The organism is Pseudonocardia adelaidensis (genome assembly GCF_039543345.1).
In the GTDB taxonomy this organism is placed as follows: domain Bacteria; phylum Actinomycetota; class Actinomycetes; order Mycobacteriales; family Pseudonocardiaceae; genus Pseudonocardia; species Pseudonocardia adelaidensis.
Window position 1 is genome coordinate 101,614 of record NZ_BAABJO010000021.1, and the last position, 22,471, is coordinate 124,084.

Annotated in this window: 26 protein-coding genes and 1 tRNA gene; 18 read left to right on the forward strand and 9 right to left on the reverse strand. The window is 70.9% G+C overall.

Features of this window, described 5'->3' with window-relative positions; all coding sequences use genetic code 11:
- Positions 1-18: 18 nt before the first annotated feature.
- On the reverse strand, positions 19-525 hold the full coding sequence (locus tag ABEA81_RS25715; RefSeq protein WP_345607919.1) for an Lrp/AsnC family transcriptional regulator: 507 nt from the start codon (positions 523-525) through the stop codon (positions 19-21).
- An 11-nt stretch (positions 526-536) separates the two neighbouring features.
- Between ABEA81_RS25715 and ABEA81_RS25720 the strand changes: the two genes are divergently transcribed.
- Both ABEA81_RS25720 and ABEA81_RS25725 read left to right on the forward strand, forming a co-directional pair.
- Positions 537-1,217 carry an AzlC family ABC transporter permease gene (locus ABEA81_RS25720; protein ID WP_345607920.1) on the forward strand — a complete coding sequence of 227 codons (681 nt, stop codon included), beginning with the start codon at positions 537-539 and terminating at the stop codon, positions 1,215-1,217.
- Positions 1,210-1,542, forward strand: a complete 333-nt coding sequence (locus ABEA81_RS25725) for a branched-chain amino acid transporter permease (RefSeq protein WP_345607921.1) — start codon at positions 1,210-1,212, stop codon at positions 1,540-1,542. The genes ABEA81_RS25720 and ABEA81_RS25725 overlap by 8 nt, the downstream gene beginning before the upstream one ends.
- Positions 1,543-1,812: 270 nt before the next feature.
- Here ABEA81_RS25725 and ABEA81_RS25730 read toward each other — a convergent pair whose 3' ends face one another.
- From ABEA81_RS25730 to ABEA81_RS25745, 4 genes are all read right to left on the reverse strand, one after another.
- Positions 1,813-2,262: an ATP-binding protein gene (locus tag ABEA81_RS25730; RefSeq protein WP_345607922.1), complete on the reverse strand. Its 450-nt coding sequence runs from the start codon at positions 2,260-2,262 to the stop codon at positions 1,813-1,815.
- A 79-nt stretch (positions 2,263-2,341) separates the two neighbouring features.
- Positions 2,342-3,043 (reverse strand): GAF and ANTAR domain-containing protein, encoded by a 702-nt coding sequence (locus ABEA81_RS25735; protein WP_345607923.1) that lies wholly within the window; start codon positions 3,041-3,043, stop codon positions 2,342-2,344.
- Positions 3,037-4,107 carry a GAF domain-containing protein gene (locus tag ABEA81_RS25740; RefSeq protein WP_345607924.1) on the reverse strand — a complete coding sequence of 357 codons (1,071 nt, stop codon included), beginning with the start codon at positions 4,105-4,107 and terminating at the stop codon, positions 3,037-3,039. Before ABEA81_RS25740 ends, ABEA81_RS25735 begins: the two co-directional genes overlap by 7 nt.
- A gap of 159 nt (positions 4,108-4,266) precedes the next feature.
- Positions 4,267-5,697 (reverse strand): aminotransferase-like domain-containing protein, encoded by a 1,431-nt coding sequence (locus tag ABEA81_RS25745; protein WP_345607925.1) that lies wholly within the window; start codon positions 5,695-5,697, stop codon positions 4,267-4,269.
- 64 nt (positions 5,698-5,761) lie between these two features.
- Here ABEA81_RS25745 and ABEA81_RS25750 point away from each other — a divergent pair, with 64 nt between their 5' ends.
- The 4 genes from ABEA81_RS25750 (at position 5,762) to ABEA81_RS25765 (ending at position 8,252) form a co-directional block, all read left to right on the forward strand.
- The gene (locus ABEA81_RS25750) at positions 5,762-6,088 is read left to right on the forward strand and encodes a cupin domain-containing protein (protein ID WP_345607926.1); all 327 of its coding nucleotides are present in this window, start codon (positions 5,762-5,764) and stop codon (positions 6,086-6,088) included.
- A gap of 488 nt (positions 6,089-6,576) precedes the next feature.
- Positions 6,577-7,182, forward strand: a complete 606-nt coding sequence (locus ABEA81_RS25755; RefSeq protein WP_345607927.1) for a dihydrofolate reductase family protein — start codon at positions 6,577-6,579, stop codon at positions 7,180-7,182.
- Positions 7,183-7,484: 302 nt separating this feature from the next.
- The gene (locus tag ABEA81_RS25760; RefSeq protein ID WP_345607928.1) at positions 7,485-7,745 is read left to right on the forward strand and encodes a hypothetical protein; all 261 of its coding nucleotides are present in this window, start codon (positions 7,485-7,487) and stop codon (positions 7,743-7,745) included.
- Between the two features lie 207 nt (positions 7,746-7,952).
- Entirely contained in the window at positions 7,953-8,252 is a 300-nt protein-coding gene (locus ABEA81_RS25765) for a hypothetical protein (protein WP_345607929.1), read from the forward strand.
- A gap of 119 nt (positions 8,253-8,371) precedes the next feature.
- On the opposite strand, the gene ABEA81_RS25770 is transcribed toward ABEA81_RS25765, so the two are convergent.
- Complete coding sequence (locus ABEA81_RS25770) at positions 8,372-8,566, reverse strand: hypothetical protein (RefSeq protein ID WP_345607930.1); 195 nt, start codon at positions 8,564-8,566, stop codon at positions 8,372-8,374.
- A gap of 946 nt (positions 8,567-9,512) precedes the next feature.
- Here ABEA81_RS25770 and ABEA81_RS25775 point away from each other — a divergent pair.
- Complete coding sequence (locus ABEA81_RS25775) at positions 9,513-11,474, forward strand: ATP-binding protein (protein ID WP_345607931.1); 1,962 nt, start codon at positions 9,513-9,515, stop codon at positions 11,472-11,474.
- A gap of 65 nt (positions 11,475-11,539) precedes the next feature.
- On the opposite strand, the gene cutA is transcribed toward ABEA81_RS25775, so the two are convergent.
- Complete coding sequence (cutA, locus tag ABEA81_RS25780) at positions 11,540-11,869, reverse strand: divalent-cation tolerance protein CutA (protein WP_345607933.1); 330 nt, start codon at positions 11,867-11,869, stop codon at positions 11,540-11,542.
- Positions 11,866-12,477, reverse strand: coding sequence for a helix-turn-helix domain-containing protein (locus ABEA81_RS25785; protein WP_345607934.1), 612 nt, complete (start codon positions 12,475-12,477; stop codon positions 11,866-11,868). Before ABEA81_RS25785 ends, cutA begins: the two co-directional genes overlap by 4 nt.
- Before the next feature lie 315 nt (positions 12,478-12,792).
- Here ABEA81_RS25785 and ABEA81_RS25790 point away from each other — a divergent pair, with 315 nt between their 5' ends.
- The 10 genes from ABEA81_RS25790 to ABEA81_RS25835 all read left to right on the forward strand — a co-directional run bounded on the left by ABEA81_RS25790 (position 12,793) and on the right by ABEA81_RS25835 (position 21,572).
- On the forward strand, positions 12,793-13,044 hold the full coding sequence (locus ABEA81_RS25790; RefSeq protein ID WP_345607935.1) for a hypothetical protein: 252 nt from the start codon (positions 12,793-12,795) through the stop codon (positions 13,042-13,044).
- A gap of 47 nt (positions 13,045-13,091) precedes the next feature.
- Positions 13,092-13,499, forward strand: coding sequence for an RRQRL motif-containing zinc-binding protein (locus ABEA81_RS25795; protein WP_345607936.1), 408 nt, complete (start codon positions 13,092-13,094; stop codon positions 13,497-13,499).
- Positions 13,500-13,779: 280 nt separating this feature from the next.
- Positions 13,780-14,106, forward strand: a complete 327-nt coding sequence (locus ABEA81_RS25800; protein ID WP_345607937.1) for a hypothetical protein — start codon at positions 13,780-13,782, stop codon at positions 14,104-14,106.
- A complete protein-coding gene (locus ABEA81_RS25805) occupies positions 14,103-14,921 on the forward strand; it encodes an ABC transporter permease (protein ID WP_345607938.1) in 819 nt (272 codons plus the stop codon). Before ABEA81_RS25800 ends, ABEA81_RS25805 begins: the two co-directional genes overlap by 4 nt.
- Positions 14,921-17,134 (forward strand): FtsK/SpoIIIE domain-containing protein, encoded by a 2,214-nt coding sequence (locus tag ABEA81_RS25810; RefSeq protein ID WP_345607939.1) that lies wholly within the window; start codon positions 14,921-14,923, stop codon positions 17,132-17,134. Before ABEA81_RS25805 ends, ABEA81_RS25810 begins: the two co-directional genes overlap by 1 nt.
- A gap of 209 nt (positions 17,135-17,343) precedes the next feature.
- Entirely contained in the window at positions 17,344-17,544 is a 201-nt protein-coding gene (locus ABEA81_RS25815) for a hypothetical protein (protein WP_345607940.1), read from the forward strand.
- Positions 17,541-18,515, forward strand: a complete 975-nt coding sequence (locus ABEA81_RS25820) for a bifunctional DNA primase/polymerase (protein ID WP_345607941.1) — start codon at positions 17,541-17,543, stop codon at positions 18,513-18,515. The genes ABEA81_RS25815 and ABEA81_RS25820 overlap by 4 nt, the downstream gene beginning before the upstream one ends.
- A 260-nt stretch (positions 18,516-18,775) precedes the next feature.
- Entirely contained in the window at positions 18,776-20,020 is a 1,245-nt protein-coding gene (locus ABEA81_RS25825) for a DUF3631 domain-containing protein (RefSeq protein WP_345607942.1), read from the forward strand.
- Positions 20,017-20,205 (forward strand): helix-turn-helix transcriptional regulator, encoded by a 189-nt coding sequence (locus ABEA81_RS25830; RefSeq protein WP_345607943.1) that lies wholly within the window; start codon positions 20,017-20,019, stop codon positions 20,203-20,205. Before ABEA81_RS25825 ends, ABEA81_RS25830 begins: the two co-directional genes overlap by 4 nt.
- The gene (locus ABEA81_RS25835) at positions 20,205-21,572 is read left to right on the forward strand and encodes a tyrosine-type recombinase/integrase (RefSeq protein WP_345607973.1); all 1,368 of its coding nucleotides are present in this window, start codon (positions 20,205-20,207) and stop codon (positions 21,570-21,572) included. The genes ABEA81_RS25830 and ABEA81_RS25835 overlap by 1 nt, the downstream gene beginning before the upstream one ends.
- 120 nt (positions 21,573-21,692) lie before the next feature.
- Here ABEA81_RS25835 and ABEA81_RS25840 read toward each other — a convergent pair.
- Positions 21,693-21,774, reverse strand: a tRNA-Tyr gene (locus ABEA81_RS25840).
- 82 nt (positions 21,775-21,856) lie between these two features.
- Here ABEA81_RS25840 and ABEA81_RS25845 point away from each other — a divergent pair.
- Positions 21,857-22,348 (forward strand): YajQ family cyclic di-GMP-binding protein, encoded by a 492-nt coding sequence (locus ABEA81_RS25845; RefSeq protein WP_345607944.1) that lies wholly within the window; start codon positions 21,857-21,859, stop codon positions 22,346-22,348.
- The last annotated feature ends 123 nt before the right edge of the window (positions 22,349-22,471 follow it).

The following is a 22,471-nucleotide window of genomic DNA, read 5'->3' on the forward strand; positions in this document are numbered from 1 at the left end:
GGGGTCGGGAGTGGATGGTCAGTCCCGGGTCTTGATCCGCTTCATCGTCTGGTGCGACACCACCCGGGACACCGCGGGCAGGCCGAGGAGCTCCATGTGGTGCTGCTCGTACGCCGCGTGGTCGGCCACGAGGACGCGCAGGAAGTAGTCGGGCCTGCCGAACATCCGGCGGAACTCGACCACCTCCTCGAACCCGGCGACGGTGGCCTCGAAGTCCTGGAGCGTGCCGAGGTCGGTGACGTTGATCTCCACCGAGACGATCACCTCGAAGCTCTGGCCGGTGGCCACCGGGTCGACCGTGGCGCGGTAGCCGGAGATGACGCCGGCCTCCTCCAGCCGCTTCACGCGGCGCAGGCACGGCGGCGGCGTCAGGCCCACCCGCCGCGCCAGCTCGACGTTGCTCAGCCGTCCGTCGCGCTGGAGTTGGAACAATATTTCTCGATCGATGGAATCGAGCCGATATTGCTTGCGCACAACTGCAGAGTAGCGCCACAAATGGAAATCACCGTGCGCCCGGATCGACATATCGTTGCACCATGGCAGCTGCGCAGGACGTCCGGCGTGCCCTGCGCGACTCCCTCTCGGTCGGGTTCGCGGCCGCCGCGATGGGCATGGCGTTCGGGGTGCTGGTCACGCGGTCCGGCCTGCACTGGTGGTGGGCCACGATCTTCGCCTCGGTGATCTTCGCGGGCTCGCTGGAGTTCCTCCTGCTGGGCATGGTGACCGCGGTCGCCCCGCTCGGTCAGGTGGCCGTCGCCGCGTTCCTGGTGAACTTCCGGCACGTGTTCTACGCCCTGTCGTTCCCGCTGCACCGCGTGCCCGGCGCCGCGGCCAAGGCCTACAGCACCTTCGCCCTCACCGACGAGGCCTATGCCGTGACCGCCCGGCCCGAGGCGCAGGCGTGGTCCCGGGCGCGGATCCTCTGGCTGCAGGCGTTCGTGCACCTCTACTGGGCGGGCAGCGTCACGCTCGGGGCGCTCGGCGGCACCCTGATCCCCCCGGCCGTGAACGGGCTCGACTTCGCGGTCACCGCTCTCTTCCTCGTACTCGGGATCGACGCCTTCCGCGCCCGCCGCGACCTCCCGGCCGCGGCCGTCGCGGTCGCCTGCGCCCTGGTCGGGCACGTCGTGTTCGGGGAGCAGATGCTCGTGGCCGCGCTGGGGATGTTCACCGCGTTCCTGCTCGCCCGGTACGCGATCGCGAGGCGTCGTGCCTGACACCGCGTACCTCGCGTCCGTGGTGGCCATCGCCGCCGTGGTGACGTGGACCCTGCGCGCGCTGCCCTTCGCGCTGCTCGCCCCGCTGCGGGCCAGCAAGGTGGTGCCCTACCTCGCCGCGGGCATGCCGGTCGGCGTGATGGCCGTCCTGGTGGTCCACACCCTGCGGCACACGACGCTCACCACGCCGCCCCACGGCGCCCCCGTCGCGATCGCGCTCGCCGCCACCGTGGCGCTGCACCTCTGGCGCCGCAACCTCGTGCTCAGCATCGCCGGCGGCACCGCCGTCCACGTGGTACTCGCCAGCATCGTGTTCGCCGGCTGACGGGGTGACGCCGTCCACGCCCCACAGCCCTCGCCGGAACGGCCGGTCCCGGGTGGCCGGGGGCGCAGGCCATCGCGGCAGTCGCGTCTACCAGCGCATACGTCCTCGAGCCGGAGTTGGAGTCACCAGGCGGGCATGCGCGCTGGGACATCGAGGAGGTCGAGCAGCAGCTCCGCGAGCTCCGCCAGCGCGGCGACGCCTGAGGCGCCCACGCCACGCACTCCGCTTCCGCGCACCCGACGGAGACCGGCTCCTGCCGTTGGGGCCTCGTCAGAGCCCGCCGATCCAGAGCGGCGCGTCGTTGCTGACCAGGATCACCGTCGTGCCGGCGGCTCCGCGCCGGATGTGCATGTCGGCCGTGAGGCCGCTCATGACGGCGAAGCCGTGCCCGCGGAACTCCCGGTCGTCGACGACCCGGTGTTCGGGATCCCAGCTGCCGCGGTCGGAGATCTCCACCGTGACCCGTCGGGTCTCCGGGGCGGACCCGGCGCCGCTCAGCGCGTGCACCCGCACGGGGCCGGGCCGGCCGGCCGGGTAGGCGTGCTCGATGACGTTGGTGAGCGCTTCGTTGACCGCGAGGATCACGTCGTCCGCGTCGTCGGGCGGCCAGCGCTGCTCGCCCAGCCAGCCGGCCAGCGCCGTCCGGATCTCACGGAGGGAGCTCGGCACTGCGGGTAGCACCTGCGTCCACTCGTGCGGCGGCGCGGTGTCCTCGTTCATGGCGTGCGATCGTGTCGGCTGGCGGCGTCGGCCGAGTATGTCCGACCCAGCTGCGATCCGCCGGATGGAGCAGGCCGCGTCAGGGCAGGCTTCCGGTGTCGAGGAGGTGCTGGGCGACCTCGGCGACCTTGCGCCGCTGGTTGCGGGCGGCGCGGCGCAGCAGGTCGAACGCGGTGACGGCATCGGCGCGGTGCGCGGCCATCAGGTAGCCGACCGCGCGTTCGATGACGACGCGGTAGTCCAGGGCGTACTGCAGCTGGTCGACCAGCTCGCTGGTGTGCCGAGCGGTGAGAGCGGCGTTGAGGGTGGTCTCCAGCACCTCGCCGTAGCGGACCAACGCGGCACGCTCGGACGCGTCCCAGTGGTGCGGCCGGTCCATGTAGACGTCGAGGGATCCGACGGTGACGGCACCGAGGTGGACCGGCACCCCGAGAACCGACCGCACCCCGTGTTCGATGATGGTGTCGCGGCTGGCCGGCCAGCGGGTCTCCGTGGCGAGGTCGTCGGTGGTGACGATCTCGCCGTTGACGAAGGTGTCGACGCACGGGCCCTGCCCGGTCCGGGACTGCACGTCCTCGAGCACGCGGCCGGGCCCGTCGCTCGCCGCGGCGTACCGCAGGGCGTTCTGCTGGTCGGCGATCATGAGGCCGGATCCGGACACCGCGAACAGCTGCACGCAGGCGGCCACGGCTTCGTTCAGCGCCGCGCTGATGTCGCGGTCGTCGGCGTGGCCGAGCCTGCGCAGGCTGGCCGCGAGCTTCTCCGGGTCGATGTTCACCATGGCGGACCCGCCGCTTCGGTTCCGGTCATGCCCGACGATTGTGCCGTGCCGGGCCCGGGTGCACTGAGGGTCAGCAGCACGCCGATCACGGCGGCGTAGGCATGACCTGCGCGCAGCTGCTCCGCCGACCATGCGCCGGGCCGGGAGCGCACGAGGTTGAGGCTGCCGAGGACGCGGCCGCGGGCCCGCACGGGGACGGACAGCACCGACCGCACCAGAACGTCGATCCGAGCATCGACCGGCGCCGACCCGCTGCCGCGGCGCTCGTGCTGCAACCACTCCCACAGCGGGACGTACTCGGGGTGCGCACGTCCCTTGGCGAGATCGGGGACGGCGACCGGCTCGGCGCGGCGCACCGAGTCGATCGCGGGGCCGATGCCCAGCTCCTGCTGGCCCCGCTCCAGCCGGCCGCTCGCCGGGTCCGACGCGCCGACTGCCTGCAGCCGATCGTGCTCGTCCAGCAACATCAACCCCACGCGGTCGACGCCGAGCACGCCCCCGGCGGCCGCCAGCACCCGCTCGAGTCGGCCGAGCAGGTGCTGCTCGGCGAGCAGGTCGGGCACGTCGAGCCCGGACAGCAGCTCCACCAGGTTCGTCGCCACCGTCGCGTCGCCCGCTTCCCGCTCGGGCCACTTCGCCATCGCGCCGGCACCCCCGCCGGATCCGTCCGCACCGGGCGGTCGCGCACCGTCGGCGCCGGGGCCCGGGGTGCGGACGCGGATCAGCGCGTCGGGCACCGTCGAGCACAGCGCGTCCGGTGGCTCGCCGATGAGGTGCGCCACCCGCCGCAGGTGCCGGTTGACGACGAGCTCGGCCCGCCGGCCGCTGCGGCGCAGTTCCTGAACGCCGTCCATGAGCAGGCGGAAGCCGGCGACCGCGACGAACACCTCGGACACGTCGACCACGATCGGAGCGATCCCGGCGGCGAGGCGAGCGAGCTCTCGCCGCGCCGCGGCCTCCGTCTCCAGGTCCAGGTCCAGCACTGCGGTGCACACCGTCACCGCGTCGCCCGCCGAGCCGTCACCATCGAGCACATCCGTGCGGAACACCTGCATCGACACCATCCACCCACCGCGATCAGCGCATACGTCACCTGAAGGACGTCAGCCGCGGACACAGGGCGGAAGACGCCGCCATGATAGGCGCAGGACGGGTTCGTGCAGCGCGCGGAAGGCCGCGCGCCCGGACGACAGCCGAGGCGCGTTCGGTGCCGCCCGGCCCGGTCACACCGCCATCGCGGTGGGCGTGCGCGCGCTCCCGGTGGACGGCTCGTACGCGTGCCAGGCCTCGGCGAGCCGCTCCACCGCGCAGGTCAGCTCGTCCTGCGGCAGCACGTGGTGCAGACGCAGCCGGTCCGCGCTTCCCCCGGACGCGTCGAGTCCGGCACCGGGCAGCACGGCGACGCCGTGGCGGAGGGCCAGTTGCGCGAACGACATGCCGTCGCCGTGCGGCAGGCGGGCCCACAGCGTCTGACCGCCGGTCACGGCGGGGACCTCCCAGTCGGGCAGGAGCCCGAGGAGCTGCCGCCGCAGGTGATCGTGACCGGCCCGCAGCGCCGCCGCCCGTTGCCGGCACAGGTCGTCCAGCACTGGCATCAGTTCGATCGCGGCGAGCTGTGCGGGGACGTTGCCGCCGAGGTCGTGGACGGCCCGCAGCCGCGCCAACCGCTGCACGACCGCCTCCGGCGCGCGGACCCAGCCCACGCGCAGCCCTCCCCACACGGCTTTGGACAGCGAACCGACGGAGATCACGGTCGCCGGGGCGAACCCGGCGAGCGGCGGTGGCGGCGTCCGGCCCGGGAAGGTGAGGTCGGCCAGCACCTCGTCCTCGATCACGGGCACCCCCGCGGTCGCGGCGATCTCGGCCAGCCGGCGTCGGCGCAGCGGCGGGAGGGTCGCCCCGGTCGGATTGTGGTTGGCCGGGATCACGTAGGCGAGCGCAGGCCGGTGCTGCCGCACCGCGGTCTCGAACCCGTCGAGCCCCACGGGCAGCGGGACGGGCACGGCGCCCGCCTCGTGGAAGGTCTCCAGTGCTCCCGGGTAGGTGGGCGCCTCGACCACGACGCGGCCCCCGGGGCCCAGCAGGACGGCGGCCAGGAGGGACAGCGCCTGCTGCCCGCCGCCGGTGATCATGATCTGCTCGGGCGTGGTCGGCAAGCCGCGGGCGGCGTAGCGGTCGGCGAGCGCGCGACGCAATGCGGGGATCCCCGCCGGGTGGTACCCGATGTCGCCCCGGATGGCGGACAACGCGGGGACGATCGCCTCGTACGCCGCGACGAGGCCTGCCGGTGGCGCCGTCGGCGCGGCGCAGGCGAGCGGGATCACGCCTTCGCCGGGCTCGAGGAGGTGCAGGAAGATCGGCGCACTGGTGCCGTCCGCGGCGCGCGCCGCCGCCGGGGTGCCGGCCACCCGGGTGCCGCTGCCCTGGCGCCTGACGATGCGCCCCTCGGCGCGTAGCAGCTCGTAGGCGTTGACGACGGTGGAACGGCCGACCGCCAGTGCACGGGCGAGCGCCCGGTCCGGTGGCAGCGGCGTTCCCGGCGCCAGGTCGCCGTCGTCGACGAGCCGGCGCAACCTGCGCGCGAGCAGCACGTACAGCGGGCCGCGGCCGGTCGACCAGCGACCCAGCCGCTCGGCAAGCGCAATTGGATCCATATGCAAACCAATCTTGCCGGATTGGCTCTCATCGTGCCGCCGCGCATGCCCGACGATCCATCCCATGGACAAGACAACCGTCTCGATCGACAAGGCGATCGCCACGTTGACCGGACCCTGGCAGCCGCGGGACCTCGTGCTCGCCAACGACACCGTCGTGCGCATCGCCCGCTTCGACGGCGAGTTCCCGTGGCACACCCACGACGAGGACGAGCTGTTCCTGTGCTGGGACGGCAGCTTCCGCGTCGAGCTGGAGGGTCGGGAGCCGGTCACGCTGCGGGCCGGAGACCTGTTCGTCGTGCCGCGGGGGACCCGCCACCGCCCGGTCGCCGACGCCGTGGCCCACGCACTGATGGTCGAGCGCCCCGAGACCAGGCAGTACGGGAACTGAGCCTGGCCGCACACAGGGCCACCGCCGCGGCCGCAGCGACGGGAGCCGCTCGGTGACGTCCGGGCGGTGACCCGGCGACCGGACACACAAGAACGGCCCCGACCAGAGATTTCCCTGGTCGGGGGCCGTTAGCCCGCGTGTTGGGGGGCGAGGCTCGGCGGAGTCGTCGACCCACGGACGGCCCACAGCGCGCAGAGATACCGGTCTCACGCCCCTCGCAAGCGCTCCTCCACGCGCTTGCGCGCATCCAGCTCGCCGTCGTCGAGACACTTCGCGTACCCGCGTAGCAGCACGCTGACGGTGTGCCCGGCCCACTCCGCGACGCGGGTCGGTCGCCGGTCGCGTTGAGCCGGCTGACACCTCGCAGGATGAGAGCCCCGAGCTCTGGCTGCAGCGTCATGGGTTTCCTCGTCACCCCGCAGCGCGGCCGATGAGTTTCTGGCTCCCGGCCGGTCCAAGCTCGCGACACCCCAGGAAAGGACACCGCCATGTCGGAGCTTCTCGTCGATTTCATCACCTCGCTCGACGGCTACGCATCGGGAGAGGGATGGCCCGGGTTCTGGGGCCTCGAGGGCCCGGAGTACCTCGCGTGGCTCGGCGAGCAGCCCGAGGTCACCTACCTGATGGGAGCGAACACCTACCGCCAGATGTCGGGCTTCGCCGCCGGCGAGGTCCCGAATGGCCAGGACGAGTTCAGGCCCGAAGAAGAGGCGTCCGTCGACGGGCTCACGCGAGCGTCCAAGGTGGTGTTCTCCTCCTCACTCGAGGAGCCACTGACGTGGGCCAACTCCACGCTCGTCCGTGACGACGCCGTCGAGGCGGTTCGCGCCATGAAGTCGAGTGGCTCGGGGCTCCTCAGCACGATCGGCAGCCTCAGCCTGTGCCGGTCCCTGCTACGAGCCGGACTCGTCGACCGCTTCCGGGTCGGGATGTTCCCGGTGATCACCGGGGCCACGGGCGCAGAACGCATCTACGACGGCTATCCGGACGTCGCCCTCGAGATGATCGAGCACCGCACCTTCGACGGCCGCATCCAGATGGTCGAGTACAAGCCCCGCGTGCTCGAGCACCCGCCGCTCGGCGCCCCTGCGTGACGTCGCCCCGTCCGCCGGTGTCGAACGCCACCGCCCGCCGCACCACGCGCCCTCCACCTGATCGGCGAACGCGTGAGCATTTCATGTCCCTGCACCCACTCTGACCTGCGAAACACCCAACCGCCTCTGTGTCACGAGGGCTCACGGGGATTCGGTGCCCCACATCTGCCCCACCTGCCGTGTCCACTGTGGATGGAAGTTCTTGATCGCGCCCGACCCACGCACGCGCACGCTCCACGAGTCGCCGTGCGTTGCCGCCGACCGCCGGCGGCTCCAGCGGCGGGGCTGGCATCTTCTCCTCGGTGAGCCCGGCGGCGAGCCTCGGCCCTGCGCGCGAGCTCGGCTCGATCCCGCTCCAGGATCGGCCGGGCGACGATCAGCTCACCGCTGTGCTCCTCGCAGGCGAACACCAGCCACGCCTCAGGGTGCGGGTGCTCGAAGAAGACGAGCCCGGCGTGCGTCGGGGGCCGGTGGCAGTCATCTGGGATGCCCAGCGGGCCGTTGTCACGGCCAGTTCAGCCGTGAGCAGGAACTTCCGCTTCGAGGGCATGGACCGACGGTAGGTCGACGTCGCTGCGCTTGCTGCTGTCTACGCGGCTTCTTCACCCTGCGCGGAGTCAGCGGACTTCGCGGTATAGCTGCGGTGAAGGCTGGCCGGGAGGCGTGATGACCGAGCAAACTCATCCTGTCCCCAACGAGTTCGTCGAGCAGACCGAACCGGAGGAGAGTCGGGCGCGCATCCCCGCCCGCACCGCCTGAGGAGGCGCACCATGCCGGATCCGCACGAACCACCCCCCGCCCTCGCCCACGACGAAGCCCCACCCGGCACGCCCGTCGCCGAGACGGTCGCGGCCACCGCGGCTCCGGTGTGGTGCGCCCACGGGGTGCGCTGGGACGCCACCCCGGGCGGCTGGATCGCCGCCGATGCCGGCGGACACCAGCACATCGGCCACGACGAGATCGCACAGCACGCCGGGGCGATCCCCTGTCAGCCGACCTACGCCTCCCGCAAGGTGTGGGAGGTCACCCGACTGGCCCGCGATCACATGCCGGACGACACCGGCATCTGATCAGCAATGACGATGCAACCCCGGCCGGCCGATCCCCGCGTACATGACGTCCCCCTTCGACGGCACGACCTCGGTCGAAGTCCCGCGGGGGAAGCGCGGTAAAGCCTGGAATTCTACGGTCAGCTGGCCTGCACCGTGACCCTCGCCGGCGGCGCAGGCCGGTTGGGGTCACTCACCCGCTCCCCGTCGACCACCACGGCTGACGCCTCCAGGTACGCGAGCGCCCTGGCGCGGTCGATGCCCGCGGCGATCATGCCGTCGAGCACGGTTGCCGGAGTCGCTGCTGTGGTGTCGTTCCGGGTCTCGTCGGGCACGCGCCCATGCTGTTGGGGCACTCCTCGATCGTGGTGACGCAGCGCTACACGCACCTGGCTCAGACCCGCTGGAACGGGGTCCGGACATCCTCACGGCAAGGGCTGCCCCACATCTGCCCCACCGGGATCTTGCCTTGATCAAAACAGATACGGCCCCTGCCAGCGTTGCTGCTGGTCAGGGGCCGTATCCTTCCCGGGTGGCGGGTGAAGGATTCGAACCTTCGTAGGCTGAGCCGACGGATTTACAGTGGAGACGCTCGCCGATGTCGACGGTCCGCTGACGTGCAGGGACACTGCTCACAACACCTCAGGACGACACTCCTGGCACGCATTTGGCACGCACCGCGCATGGCGCCGACCGAGGTTCGCGTTTCAAGGTCTGCGATCTCTCGTCCACGGCCCCCCGCCCGTGCACGTCTTGCAGGTCGAAAGGGCCTGCCTGCCTCCAGATTCTTTGCCGGAGCGACCTCACGACGAGGCACCCAGCAGCGCACGCCTGTTCGACTGACGCGACGGGCGCTGTCCCGTCAGCCGCTTGGAGGAGCCCGCCGGGTTCCGGGTCCAGAGTCGCCGTTCGCGATCGCACACACTGTGGAACCTTGAGCAACCGGCGCTCGTCAGATCTGGCCATGGATGAGCTACCAGACCAGGTGATGGCTGAGACTCGCGACCACGCGCAGCGCGGAAGACGTGCGTGGGCAGAGTGCATGAGGAGCGACCGCTCCTCCAGGCCGCTCGCCAGGGCCTCGAGATCGGTCGAGTGCGAGACTAGGGCGCAAGCGTCTACGGCGAACTTCGTGGCAGCACGGGGCTCCCACCTCCGTACTGCGCCGCGCGGGCTGGCATGCACCGGAGCGAACGCATCACGAGGTCAGGCGCTGACAAGCGGTACTTGCAGAGGAAGTCAAGCCTCGAACCGTGACCTGACAGCTGCCATCATAGGCCGATGCGAACGATTCGGCTTGAGGCGAAGCCCGATCACATCATGCGTCTAGCCGGACTTCGCGATCCAGTCAAGGCGGTCGCAGAACTGGTCTGGAACGGCCTCGACGCCGAGGCGGACACAGTTTCAGTCCATCTTACGTACAATGACCTGGGCGGTGTAGATTCCGTCAGTGTCGTCGACAATGGTCACGGCATGAATAGTCAGGAATGTACACTCCATTTCTCGGGCCTCGGCGGTTCTTGGAAATCCACCGCTTTGGTATCGCCGAACCTTAGGCGACCTCTCCACGGCAGAGCGGGGCAGGGCCGCCTACGCGCATTCGCGCTCGGAAACGCGGTCAGTTGGACGACCGTTGCCGAGGCCGTAACCGGCGGAAGAGAGCGGACACGAATCACCGGAAAAGCTTCCACTCCAGCGAACTTTGCTGTTGAGGACCCTGCACCAACAGAAGAAGAAACAGGTACGGTATTCGAGTCGCACGACCCGGCCCAATACGTAAACCGCCTAGCCCATGAGAGCACTCCCGGAAAGCTTGCGGCCGTTTTTGCGCTCTACTTGCTGTCAAACCCGACAGTCGCGATTCACTTTAACGGCGAGAGGCTTGACCCGAGCGCCGCATGGCTTGACAGCACGGAACTAACCTTCGATGTGCCCGGGAACAGCCATCATCCCATTGCCACTTTACGCATCATCGAATGGCGTGCTGAAGTTCAACGTAATATGTCACTCTGCGACTCCATGGGGGTTGAACTCGGGCAATTGCCGCCTGGAATTCAGGCGGCTGGACACCACTTCACTGCATATGTTTCCTGGGACGGTTTCGTTCAGCACCGCGACGCGATCGCTCTCGCAGACTTCGACGAGGACCCTGAGCTAAAGAGTGTGATCGAATCTGCTCGCGACCTGCTTCGCCATCACTTCCGGGATCGTGACACAATCCGCAGGAGGCGGCAGATTGAGGAGTGGAAGAGTCAGAATGTCTACCCTTATGAGACTGCGCCAGACAGTCCAGCCGCCGCCGCGGAGCGCGGACTCTTCGACGAGGTCGCAACTAGCGTTGCCCGACAGCTTCCGAAGTCCAAAATAGGCCAGAAGGCCACGCTCCGATTGCTCCGGGAGGTTGTCGCACGAGACCCCGAGGACGTCATGGAGGTAGTCGACGAGCTATTCAAGCTCAACCGTACTGACCAGGAGGATCTGAACCGCTTACTGAAAGAGACCTCGCTTTCGTCAGTCGTCAAAGCTACGACTCAGGTGACAGGTCGGTTGAAATTCTTGGCCGCGCTACGAACCTTGATCTTCGAGCCAGATATCAGGAAGGTTGTCAAGGAGCGCAGCGAGCTCCATAAAATTCTAGAGCGTGAGACCTGGGTGTTCGGCGAGCAGTACGCCCCAATGGTTAGTGACCAAAGCTTGGACGCCGTCCTTCGTCGCCATCTGGAGGCACTCGGACACTCGGTTGACTCCGCAACCCTGGAGCCCGTGCGCAGAGAGGACGGTAGCGTTGGAATAGTGGACCTTCTCCTCGGCCGAGCGAGTCGGGGGAGCCAAGGACGCGAGCACCTTATCGTCGAACTAAAAGCGCCGCGGGTGAAGATCGGACAAAAGGAAGTCGGGCAAATCAAGGAGTACGCGGAAGCCGTTGTCAGCGATCCTCAATTTGACGAACGCGGAGTGTCCTGGGACTTTTGGGTGGTGTCAACCGAGCTCTCGTCGGTCGTACGCCAAGATGCCGAATCACCAAAGACACCCCCCGGCTGCGTCAGCGAGTGGGAGAACGGTGTCCGCATCTGGGCGAGGACCTGGAGCGAGATAATCGACGAATGTGAATCACGACTGCACTACTATCGGGACTGCCTGAACTTCGACGCGGCAGCGGAGGAATCGCTTGATCACCTACGAAGGTTCCACGGCGACAATCTCCCTGAACTCCTCAGAGACCGCGAGGGCCCGGCCGCCTGACCGCGGTAATGGGCCCGGTGACGTTGGGTCTTTCGTCGCAGTCGCCCCGAGTGCGTATCCGGAGGTCACGACTGTGCGGCTTGGGTCTCCGCGGCGATCCAATCCAGGTAATCTGGATTTCCGTCGTAGATCGGTCGAGCGCTTATGCCCGGAACTTGGTAGGGGTGGCGGTCCTTGGCGTACTTGACGATGGCCTCCACGAGTTCCCGCCGGGTATGGAGCGATGCGCGCCCTTCGGTCCGCTCGTGGACCTCGCCTTGCCACCGGTAGATGGAGTGGACCGGGGAGAAGTTGTGGACGCTTGAGCACAGCCGCTGATCGACGAGTTCGCGGGTGAAGCGGCGCAGCCAATCCGGGTCGGGTGCGGTCATCACGACCTCGCAGAGTTCGGTCATCGCGCAGCCGCCTCACGCTCGCGGATCAGCTCGTCCATCGCCTGCTCGGAGTCCTCGCGGGTCTTACCCATCGTCGCCCAGCCGGACATGATCTCGTCGTCGTAGCCGAGCCCGACCCAGCGGCCGACCATGGCGAGGCCGTGGGCGTGCTTCATGTACAGGTACATCGTTCCCTTCGAGCGGACTGAGCCCTCGTTCGCGGCGTACCAGCCGGTGAGGACCTGGTTGTCCCAGAAGCGGAGTTCACCGGTCCAGAGGTAACCGCCCTGCTCCGCGCTCAGGCCACGCTGAGTGGCCGCGATGTGGACCAGGTCGCCCTCTTGGCGCATGTGCACCGGCTGCGTCGCAACCTTCTGCTCTCCGTCGCGCCAGGTCTGCCACGACGCCCACCAGTCACCGGTGATGGTGACCCTGCTAGGTGCACGGCCGGCCAGCTCGCTGATGGACACGCCCAGAGCGTCCGCGATGGCAATGGCCACCGACAGCAGCGGCTGCTGCTCCCCCGCCTCGTAGCGGCGGATCTGACGCGCGTCGACTCCGGCGGCGCGGGCCAGGTCGCTCTGCGACATGCCTAGGTCGGCACGCCGCCGGCGGATCACGTCCGACATCTCCACAGCTCCATCCTCCTAGGACGTCCTGGTCCTTGACAACCGGACCAGCTCGTCCGATCCTAGGTCTAGTTAGTCCGTAAGTAGGGCGAACTAGACCGCTCCACGCGACTGAGGAGGAGAGGAGCGCTGATGAGCGACAGGTCTTCGAGGGGCCGGCACAGCCGGGGGTGTCCTGGCGGATCGCCGTCCCATCCGACCGCCGAGCCGGCGCGACGCCGGTGCCGCGAGCTGCATCCAGAGCGGGCGGCGGCAGTTCCCGTCGCGTGCTGGGAGTGCTGGGAGCGGGCGATCCGCGATGACGAGCGGGTCGCCGTGCTGTTCGGCCTGCCCCGGGAGATCGAGCCGGATCCCGACTACGTGGACGAGATCGCGGTAGAGCAGGCGGTTGCTGGCATGCGTCCGGCGCTGACCGCGGCCGAGCAGGCCGCCGCGGTGTCCGTTCTGGCTGCTCGCGGGTGGAGTGACGGTCGCATCGGTGAGTGGCTGGGGATCCGGTATCCCCGCGTCACGAAGCTGCGGGCCGGCACGCCGACGGCACTTCCGGCCGGACCGGAGGCCGCGTGATGCCCCGCCACACGAGCACGGGTCCGCGCCCGGCGCGGGGTACATCAGTGCGGTTGTGGGACGGCCGGGTGTGGCCGTGCGCCGGCCGGTACGCGGGCGCCCCGGTGTTCCGCTACGGGTGGGCGCCGACCGGCCTGGCGACGGTGCGGCAGCTCGCCGAGCGCGGGTTGCGCCCGGGAGGGCAGGACGTGGCCGGCTGGCTGGTGTGGGGCCCGTCGAACCGGCCTCGCTGGGCCTACCTGTTCCGCGTCGACCTCGCCGCCCGCAAGCGGGCCATGACGCCGGCCCGGTGGGCGGCGATCGAGCGGTGCAACGCCGCGCAGCGCATCTGCCCGACCTGCGGGGAGGACGCCGGCTACCGAGTGCCGCGCTCGCTCGGGGAGTGCTGGCCCTGCGCCGCCCCCTCTTGGGGCGAACACCTCGACGGCGCGCCGGATGAGGGGGTGGCGGCGTGATCCCGCTCGACGACTGGCGCGCCTGCGCCTGCGGGCGCTCGATCCCCTCCCACGCCGACGCCGGCCCAGACCCCGCCGGTGGCGACGGGTGCGGCATGGCCTGGCGCCGCACCGAAGACCGGAACGAGATCGAGGAACGACACCTCACCGAGGTCCAGCCCGGCGGACACCTCCGCCAAGACGTCCCCGCCGGGCTGGCTCTCCCCAACCACCACATGAGTAGCGAGGAGAACGCGATGGTAGGCCCCCTGTCCCGCCCCGCCCGGGGCGGTGAGACGTCATGACCCGCGAGCAGACAGCGGTCGTGCTGCTGGTGCTGTGCGGGCTGCTGCTGGTGTGGGCGTGGACCGCCGGCGCGCGCATCGGCCGGCGCGCCGAGCGCGCCAGCCGCACGGTGACCCGGATGGGCAGCACCACCGGCCGCACCCTGATCTGCGCCGCGGTGATCGTCGGCGGGCAGTGGGCGGTCATCACCTGGACCACGCATCCCGGGGTGATCGCCACCGTGCTCGGCGTGCCGGCGCTGATCGCCGGCGGCGCGGTGGCCCGGCTGCTCACCGTCGAGCAGACCGCCCACCTTCACCGCCGCGGGGGTGGTCGGCCATGACCAGCGCCTACCCGATCGCCATTCCGGATCTGGTCGACCGCGTGCGTGACCGCGCGGCCGAGTTGCGGGCGTGGCCGTCGCGCAACCAGGTGATGACCGAGTTTCGGGTGGGTGCCCCGAAGGCCAAGGCCGCCCTGGCCGCGCTGCGCGAAGCCGGGTTCGACCCCACCAACCCGACCGCCACCGCGGTGGTTCCGGTGCTGCACGCAGTGCCCGACCTCGCCGACCATGCGGCCCCGTCCGATTCACCGGACGAGACCGATGCGACCGACGGGACTGGCACGTCCGACGTGCCCGCCTCCCCGGACGCGCAGGACGTCCCTGCCGCGGCATCCTCGCCGGTCAGCCCGGTTGCGGACCCGGGTGCGCGGCGGCCGCGGGTGCCGCGCTGGCCGCTGCTGTTGATCGCCGCGGGCGCGTTCGTCTCGATCTGGGGCGGCTGGGTCGGACTCGGCGAGCTGACCGGGTTCGGGCCCATCCGGCTGCTGCCCGGGATCTGGGACGAGTTCGTCATCAACTCCGCCATCACCCTCCCGATCGGCGTCGAGGCCTACGCCGCGTTCGCCATGTGGGCGTGGCTCGCGCCCACCTCCGCGGGGGTGTCCCGGACCGCGCGGCGGTTCGCGCGTTGGTCCGCGATCGGTGCGCTCGCGCTCGGCGCCGCCGGGCAGATCGCCTACCACCTCATGGTCGCCGCCGGCGTCTCGCACGCCCCGTGGCCGATCACCGCGTTCGTCGCCTGCCTGCCCGTGGTCGTCCTCGGCTGCGGCGCCGCACTGGCCCACCTGATCCACCGACCCGGGGAGACCGTCTGATGAGCACCGACACCACGATGGTCGGCACCCCCGACCACAACAACCACGAGCACCGCAACGAGCAGGGCCGGGTCATCGACTTCCCCGCCCGCGAGCCCGGCGACCGCGAGCCCGCGCCGGCGGTGGTGGACGGCGAGGTGCTGCACACCACCGATGCGGACGGCGCCCGGGTCGCCGTCGACCCGCCCGCCCCGGCCGGATCGCGACGGGAGGTGTTGCCGTGGCAGCGCCGGGAGATCGAGCGCCGCCCGGTGATCGCCGAGTGGCTGCGGCACACCGACGACGTCCGCGCCGCCGCGCGGTGGGCGGCCGGGTGGGCGTGGCACGCCACCGGCTTCCACACCGTCCGCGCCCCGCTCTACGCGGCCAAGCTCGCCGCCCGCTCACCCCGCGGGATCTGGGTCGCCACCCGCACCATGGTGCGGTGGGTGGCGGACGCCGAGTCCAGCCCGCTGCGCGATGCCGCGGTGCAGGCCGGCGACATCGACCGCTACGTCAGGCTCACCGAGGCCCGCGCCGACCGGGTCCGGCTGCGCCGCCGGGCCGCGTTCACCGGCGCGGTGCTCGCCGCCGCCGGCGGGATCGCGCTGTGGGCGTTCGCCCCCGGCTGGCTGCTGGTCGTCCTCCTGGTCGCCGGCGTGCTGGTGCTCGGCGCGATCGGGTCGCCCGCGGACCGGCCGGTCACCGGGCGGTCGGTGGTGCGCACCGAGGTTCAGCGCCTCACCTCCGACATCGTGGTGCGCGCGCTCGCCTCCCTCGGCCTGGCCGAAATCAACAAGGCGATGGGCAAGGGCGGGCGCGGGATCACCTTCCCCGCCCCGATCACCCGCGACGGGCCCGGCTGGCGCGCGGACGTCGACCTTCCGTTCGGGGTGACCGTGTCCGACATCGTGGAGCGCCGGGACCGGCTCGCGTCCGGGCTGCGCCGCCCGCTCGGGTGCGTCTGGCCGGAGCCGGCGCACGACGCCCACGCCGGCCGGCTCGTGCTCTGGGTCGGTGACCAGGACATGTCGCAGGCCAAGCCCGCCGCCTGGCCGCTCGCCCGCGGTGGCGCGGCGGATCTGTTCCGGCCGGTGCCGTTCGGGGTCGACCAGCGCGGCCGGCCGGTGTCGATCCTGCTGATGTTCGCCAACGTCCTCATCGGCGCCATGCCCCGGTTCGGCAAGACCTTCGCCTTGCGGGTGCTCGTGCTCGCCGCCGCGCTCGACGCGAACGCCCAACTCCGCGTGTTCGAGTTGAAGGGCACCGGGGACCTGGGGCCGGTGGAGAACGTGAGCCACCACTACGGGTCCGGCGCGGACGACGCCACCTGCGAGCAGGCGATGGAGTCGCTGCGCGACCTCTACGGCGAGCTCGAGAAGCGGTCGGCCACCATCCGGCGGCTGCCGCGGGAGCTGTGCCCGGAGAACAAGGTCACCCCGGAGCTGGCCGCACGCCGCGAGCTGGGGCTGTTCCCGATCGTGATGGCGATCGACGAGTGCCAGGAACTGTTCAGCCACCCGGACTTCAAGGACGAGGCCGACCGGCTGGCCACCGGGATCATCAAGCGCGGCCCGGCGATGGGCGTGATCCTCATCCTCGCCACCCAGCGGCCCGACGCGAAGTCCCTGCCGACGGGGGTGTCGGCGAACGTGGGGATCCGGTTCTGCCTGCGGGTGATGGGCCAGACCGAGAACGACATGGTGCTCGGCACCAGCGCCTACAAGAACGGGATCCGGGCCACCACGTTCGGGCCGCGCGACAAGGGTATCGGCTACCTGGTCGGCGCCGGCGACGAACCGCAGATCGCGCGCAGCGCCTACATCGACGCGCCCACCGCGGAGGCCATCGCCGCGCGGGCCCGCGCGCTGCGGGAGGCGGCCGGGACGATCACCGGCCACGCCGCCGGTGACACGGCCGACCGGGACGAGAGCCGGGCGGCGCGGTCGGTGCTCAGCGACATCGCCGCGGTGTTCGGCCCGGACGAGGACCGGCTGTGGTCCGAGGTCATCGCCGCCCGGCTCGCGGAGCAGTGGCCCACCACCTACCGCGGCACCACGCCGGCGTCCCTGGCCGCCTCGCTCAAGCCTTACGGGCTGGCGCCGGCGCAGGTGTGGGGCACCGACCCCGCTACCGGGGAGTCTCGCAACCGGCGCGGCTACCTCCGTGAGGCCGTCACCACCGCGTGGCTCGCCACCCGCAAGGACCGCAGCCCGAACGACGACAGTGCGTAGTCAACCGGTCGGATCCGCGACAGCCGCGAGCGGCGGGGCGCTAGCACCTGCACCCGCTAGACCTAGCGCCCCCCGCTAGCGGCCGACCCCAAACCTGACCAGGGCGCTAGCTCCTTAGCGCCACCAGCGCAAACACCCCTGAAGACCCCGCTACGCGGCACCCGCACGGGTCCCGCGGCGCTAGACCCATGCCGAAAGCAGGAGCCACAATGAGTACCCAGCGTAACCACCAGCAGGGCAGCGGACCGACGCCGAGCATCCGCGAGATCGCCGACCTCACCGCCCGACTGCGCACCCTGACCGCCGCCGGCCGCGCCGTCGACCCGGCCGAGCGCGCGGCGTTCCTCACCGACAAGACCGCCCTACTCGACGGCATCCCCCACCCCGACGGCAGCGGGGGTGCGCGGTGAACGTCGACGAGCGGGCCCGGCTGCTGCGCGTCGCCCTGGACGCCGCCGCCCGCGGCTGGCCGGTCTTCCCGCTGACGCCCGGCACGAAGCGGCCCGCGCTGCACGGGGCCGCCCGCTGCCCCGGCACCGGCCCGTGCGCTGGCGGCCATCTGGGGTGGGAGCAGCGGGCAACCACCGACCCCGACCGCATCCGGCGCGCATGGCAGACCCGCCCGTTCAACCTCGGCATCCCGTGCGGGCCGGCCGGACTGGTGGTCGTCGATCTCGACACGGCCGACCCCGCCGACCCGGACGACGTGCCGCCGGACGAGTGGGCGCAACTCGGCATCACCGGCGGGGCGGACGTCCTGGCGGCGCTCGCCGAACGCGCCGGCTGTCCCATACCGGCCACGCACACGGTGGACACGCCCTCCGGTGGACGACACCTCTACTTCCTGGCACCCACCGGGCCGGGCGCGGTGGTGCTGCGCAACACCAGCGGCGAACGTGGCCAGGGACTCGGCTGGAAGGTCGACACCCGCGCCCACGGCGGATACGTCGTCGCCGCCGGCTCCCGGGTGCCCGCCGGCACCTACAGCGTGGCCAACGCATGCGAACCGGCGCCGCTGCCCGCCTGGCTGTTGCAGCGCCTTTCCCCGCCGCCGCTCCCAGCCGCACCGCCCGCGCCGATCACCACCGGTGCAGGGCGGCGCGGCCGGTACGTGGACGCGGCGGTGAGGGCTGAAACAGGGCGGGTGCTCGACGCCCCGGCCGGGCAGCGCAACTCCTGCCTCTACGTCGCCGCGGTCGCGCTCGGGCAGCTCGTCGCCGGCGGCGCGCTCGCCGAGCACGACGCCCGCACCGCCCTGCTGTCCGCCGCCGCCCGGCATGTCGCGCTCGGTGCCTACAGCTCTCGCCAAGCCGACCAAACGATCACGTCCGGCCTTCACGCCGGCGCCCGCCGACCCCGCCGACTCGGAGAAGCCGCATGAACACCACCACACCCCCGGCCCATCACCCCACCCCCGAGGAGAACGGCCCGCAGAACGCCACTCAGGGCCCGCTCAACGCGCCTGCACCGCCACCGGCGCACCATCGTGCCCACAGCTCGGAGACGGGTCAGACGGGCGACCACGGCCAGCTCAGCGCCCCGGACGGGCACGCCATCGACGGCGCTGAGCTACTGGACCGCGTGCACGCCGCGCTGCTGCGCTACGTCGTGCTCCCCACACCCGCGGCGGCCGTCGGGGTGGTGCTGTGGATCGCCGCGTCCCACGCACAACCCGCGTGGGCGCACGCGGCCCGGCTGGTGATCCGGGCCCCGGAGAAGCGCTGCGGCAAATCCCGGCTGCTCGACGTCGTCGAGGCGCTGTGCTGGAACCCGCTCGTCACCGTGAACGCCTCGCCGGCCGCCGTGTACCGCTCGATCACCGCCGATCCGCCGACGATGCTCGTCGACGAAGCGGACACGATCTTCGGGCCGAAAGCCGACGGGAACGAGGACCTGCGCGGGCTGCTCAACGCCGGCCACCAACGCGGACGCCCGGCGATCCGCTACGACGCCGCCGCGAACCGAGTCGAGCAGATCCCCACCTTCGCCATGGCCGCGCTCGCCGGGATCGGCGCCATGCCCGACACCATCGAGGACCGGGCCGTCGTCATCCGCATGCGCCGCCGCGCCGCCGGCGAAACCGTCGCCCCCTACCGCCACCGACGCGACCGGCCAGCCCTCCGCGCGCTCGCCCGCGAGCTGACCGCATGGCTGCGCGCCCACATCAAGACGCTGGAACAGGCGGCGCCGGCGATGCCCGTCGAGGACCGCGCCGCCGACACCTGGGAACCCCTCGTGGCCGTCGCCGACCTCGCCGGCGGCCCGTGGCCGGCCCGCGCTCGCGCCGCCGTCGTCGCGCTCGTCGACGAGGCCACCGAGAAGTCAGAGACCTCCGACCGCATCCGGCTGCTGCTCGACATCCACGCCGCGTTCGCCGACCTCGACGCCATCCCCACAGCCCTGCTGTTGCAGCGCCTGAAAGCCGACCCGGAAGCGCCGTGGGTGGACTACGGGCACAACGGCCTGACTCCGAAGAAACTCGGCGATCTCCTCCGGGAGTACGACATCGGTTCTCAAAACATCCGGTTTCCGGAATCCGGACAAGCGAAGGGCTACCTCCGCGCTGACTTCATCGATGCCTGGCAGCGCTACTGCCCCGCCCTCGCCCGGCCCGCCGGCGGCACGGACTGCCACGACACCTCCGCGGCGCCCACCACCGTCGAGTCGGCAGGGGTCATCCGTCCCAGCCGTCCCAAGCGTCCCCGTGCAGGTCAGGCCCGGGACGGATCGAACCCCTGGGACGGTTCGATCCGTCCCACCGCCGACCCTGGGACGGATCAATCCGTCCCACCCGACCAATCCGTCCCAGGGCTGACCTGCGACGGGACGCTTGGGACGGATGGGACGGCACACCCCCGGCTCCGCGTGATCGGAGGCGACAAGTGACCCGCCCCCACGAGCGCCTCACCCTCGCCGAGGTCTGCGCCGAGCTACGCATCTCCCGGTCCACCTTCTACGAATGGCGCGCAAAGGGTCGCGCGCCGCGCTGCATCAAGTTGCCCAATGGAGACCTACGCATCCGCCGTTCCGAGCTTGAGCGCTGGCTCGATTCCTGCGAGGAGGCCGCGTGATGGAGACCAGTTTCGACGTGCGAATCTGGTCGGTCACGACCTACCAGGGAACTTCGACGACAACCTATTACGTCCGCTGGAAAGTTGCGGAGAAGCGCTTCAAGCGCGGCTTCAAGACGAGCGCTCTTGCGGACAGCTTCCGGGCGCAGCTCGTGACGGCGGCACGATCGGGGGAAGCGTTCGCGACCGCGACGGGCCTGCCGGTCTCGATGTCCCGTGAGGAGCACTCGGCGACCTGGTACGAGTTCGCCTGCGCCTATGTGGGGATGAAGTGGCCTGACATGTCCGGCAAGTCTCGGATGGGGATCGCCGAGACCCTGGCAACGGTCACGCCGGCGCTCGTCGCGGAGGCCGGCCGACCGCGGGCGGATCTGGTGCGGCGCACGCTCTACTCCTGGTCGTTCAACGTCCGGCGCCGCGAGAGTGGCACGCCGCCGCGGGAGTTCGCGCGGACGATTCGATGGCTGGAGACCAACTCGCGCCCGGTCGCCGACCTCGCCCGCCCCGAGGTGATCCGCACCGTGCTGGCGACGATCGGGCGCCGGCTCGACGGCAAGCCCGCGGCCGTCAGCACGAGCCGGCGAAAGCGCGCAGTCCTGCACAACGCGCTGGAGTACGCGGTTGAACGGCAGCTCCTTCCGAGCAACCCGCTCGCAGCCGTGCGCGTCAGGACGCAACGCGCAGTCGACGAGGTGGACCGCCGGGTCGTGGTCAACCCCGAGCAGGCCGCTCGCCTGCTCGCCGCAGTAGGGCAACAGGGCGAGGCCGGCGAACGGCTCGTCGCGTTCTTCGGCCTGCTCTACTACGCCGCGCTACGCCCCGGCGAGGCCGCCCACCTCCCGGCATCCGCGCTGCGCCTCCCGGCAGAGGGATGGGGCGAGCTGTTCCTCCCAGGCTCGGCACCGACGACCGGGGCGGCATGGAGCGACAGCGGTCGACGACGCGATGAGCGCGGGCTGAAGCACCGTGCGCGAGAGGCCGTCCGGGTCGTACCCGCCCCGCCGCCGCTGACAACGCTTCTACGGGCACATCTGGAGAAGTTCGGTACGAACACCCACGGCCGTCTGTTCGGGTCGATGCGGACCCCTGACGGCGACCTGTCGGACAGCGTCTACGGGCGGGTGTGGGCCAGCGCCCGCGAGGCCGCACTCACCGCGGAGGAGGCGGCGTCACCGCTCGCGCGCCGGCCGTACGACCTCCGCCACGCCGCCGTATCGACATGGCTCAATGCCGGGGTACCGCCGACTCAGGTGGCGGAGTGGGCCGGCCACAGCGTCGCCGTCCTGCTGCGCGTCTACGCCAAGTGCCTCGCCGGCCAGGAAGACGCCGCACGACGTCGGGTCGGGCAGGCGCTCGGCCTGCCCTGAGCGTGGGCACGCATTTGGCACGGACAGCCGGAGACGACCGGACCGCACCGGACGCCGCCGGACACACGAGAACGGCCCCCGACCAGAGTTTCCCCTGGTCGGGGGCCGTTACCCCGGGTGTGGCGGGTGAAGGATTCGAACCTTCGTAGGCTGAGCCGACGGATTTACAGTCCGCTCCCTTTGGCCACTCGGGCAACCCGCCCGGGCGCGCCGTGGCGCGGAGACGAGGATACGACAACGACGGACCGGGTTCCGCAGGGGCCCGGGCCGAGGAGGAGGCAGGCGTGGCAGACCCGTCGTTCGACGTGGTGAGCAAGGTCGACCGACAGGAGGTCGACAACGCCCTCAACCAGGCCTCGAGGGAGCTCTCGCAGCGGTTCGACTTCCGCGGCACCGGCACCTCGATCGCCTGGGCGGGCGAGGAGGCCGTGACGATCGAGTCGGAGACCGAGGAGCGCGCCAAGGCGGCCGTCGAGGTCTTCAAGGAGAAGCTGATCAAGCGGAACATCTCGCTGAAGGCCTTCGAGGTGGGCGAGCCCGCGGTGTCGGGGAAGACCTACAAGGTCAGCGGCAAGATCCTGCAGGGCATCGTGGCGGACAAGGCCAAGGAGATCAGCAAGACCATCCGGGACGAGAAGCTCAAGGGCGTGCAGGCGCAGATCCAGGGCGACCAGCTGCGGGTCTCGGGCAAGAAGAAGGACGACCTGCAGGCCGTGATCGCGCTGCTCAAGAGCAAGGACTTCGGGATCGCGCTGCAGTTCACCAACTACCGCTAGCCGGCGCAGCGGGTCGGCGACGACGGCAGGCGGCTCGTTCGTCGCGTGCTCGCCTTCGTCTCGGGTGGAGGCTCTCGGGAAAAGATGCGGCCGGGATGTCGAGACCGGCGTGGCGGCTCCGTC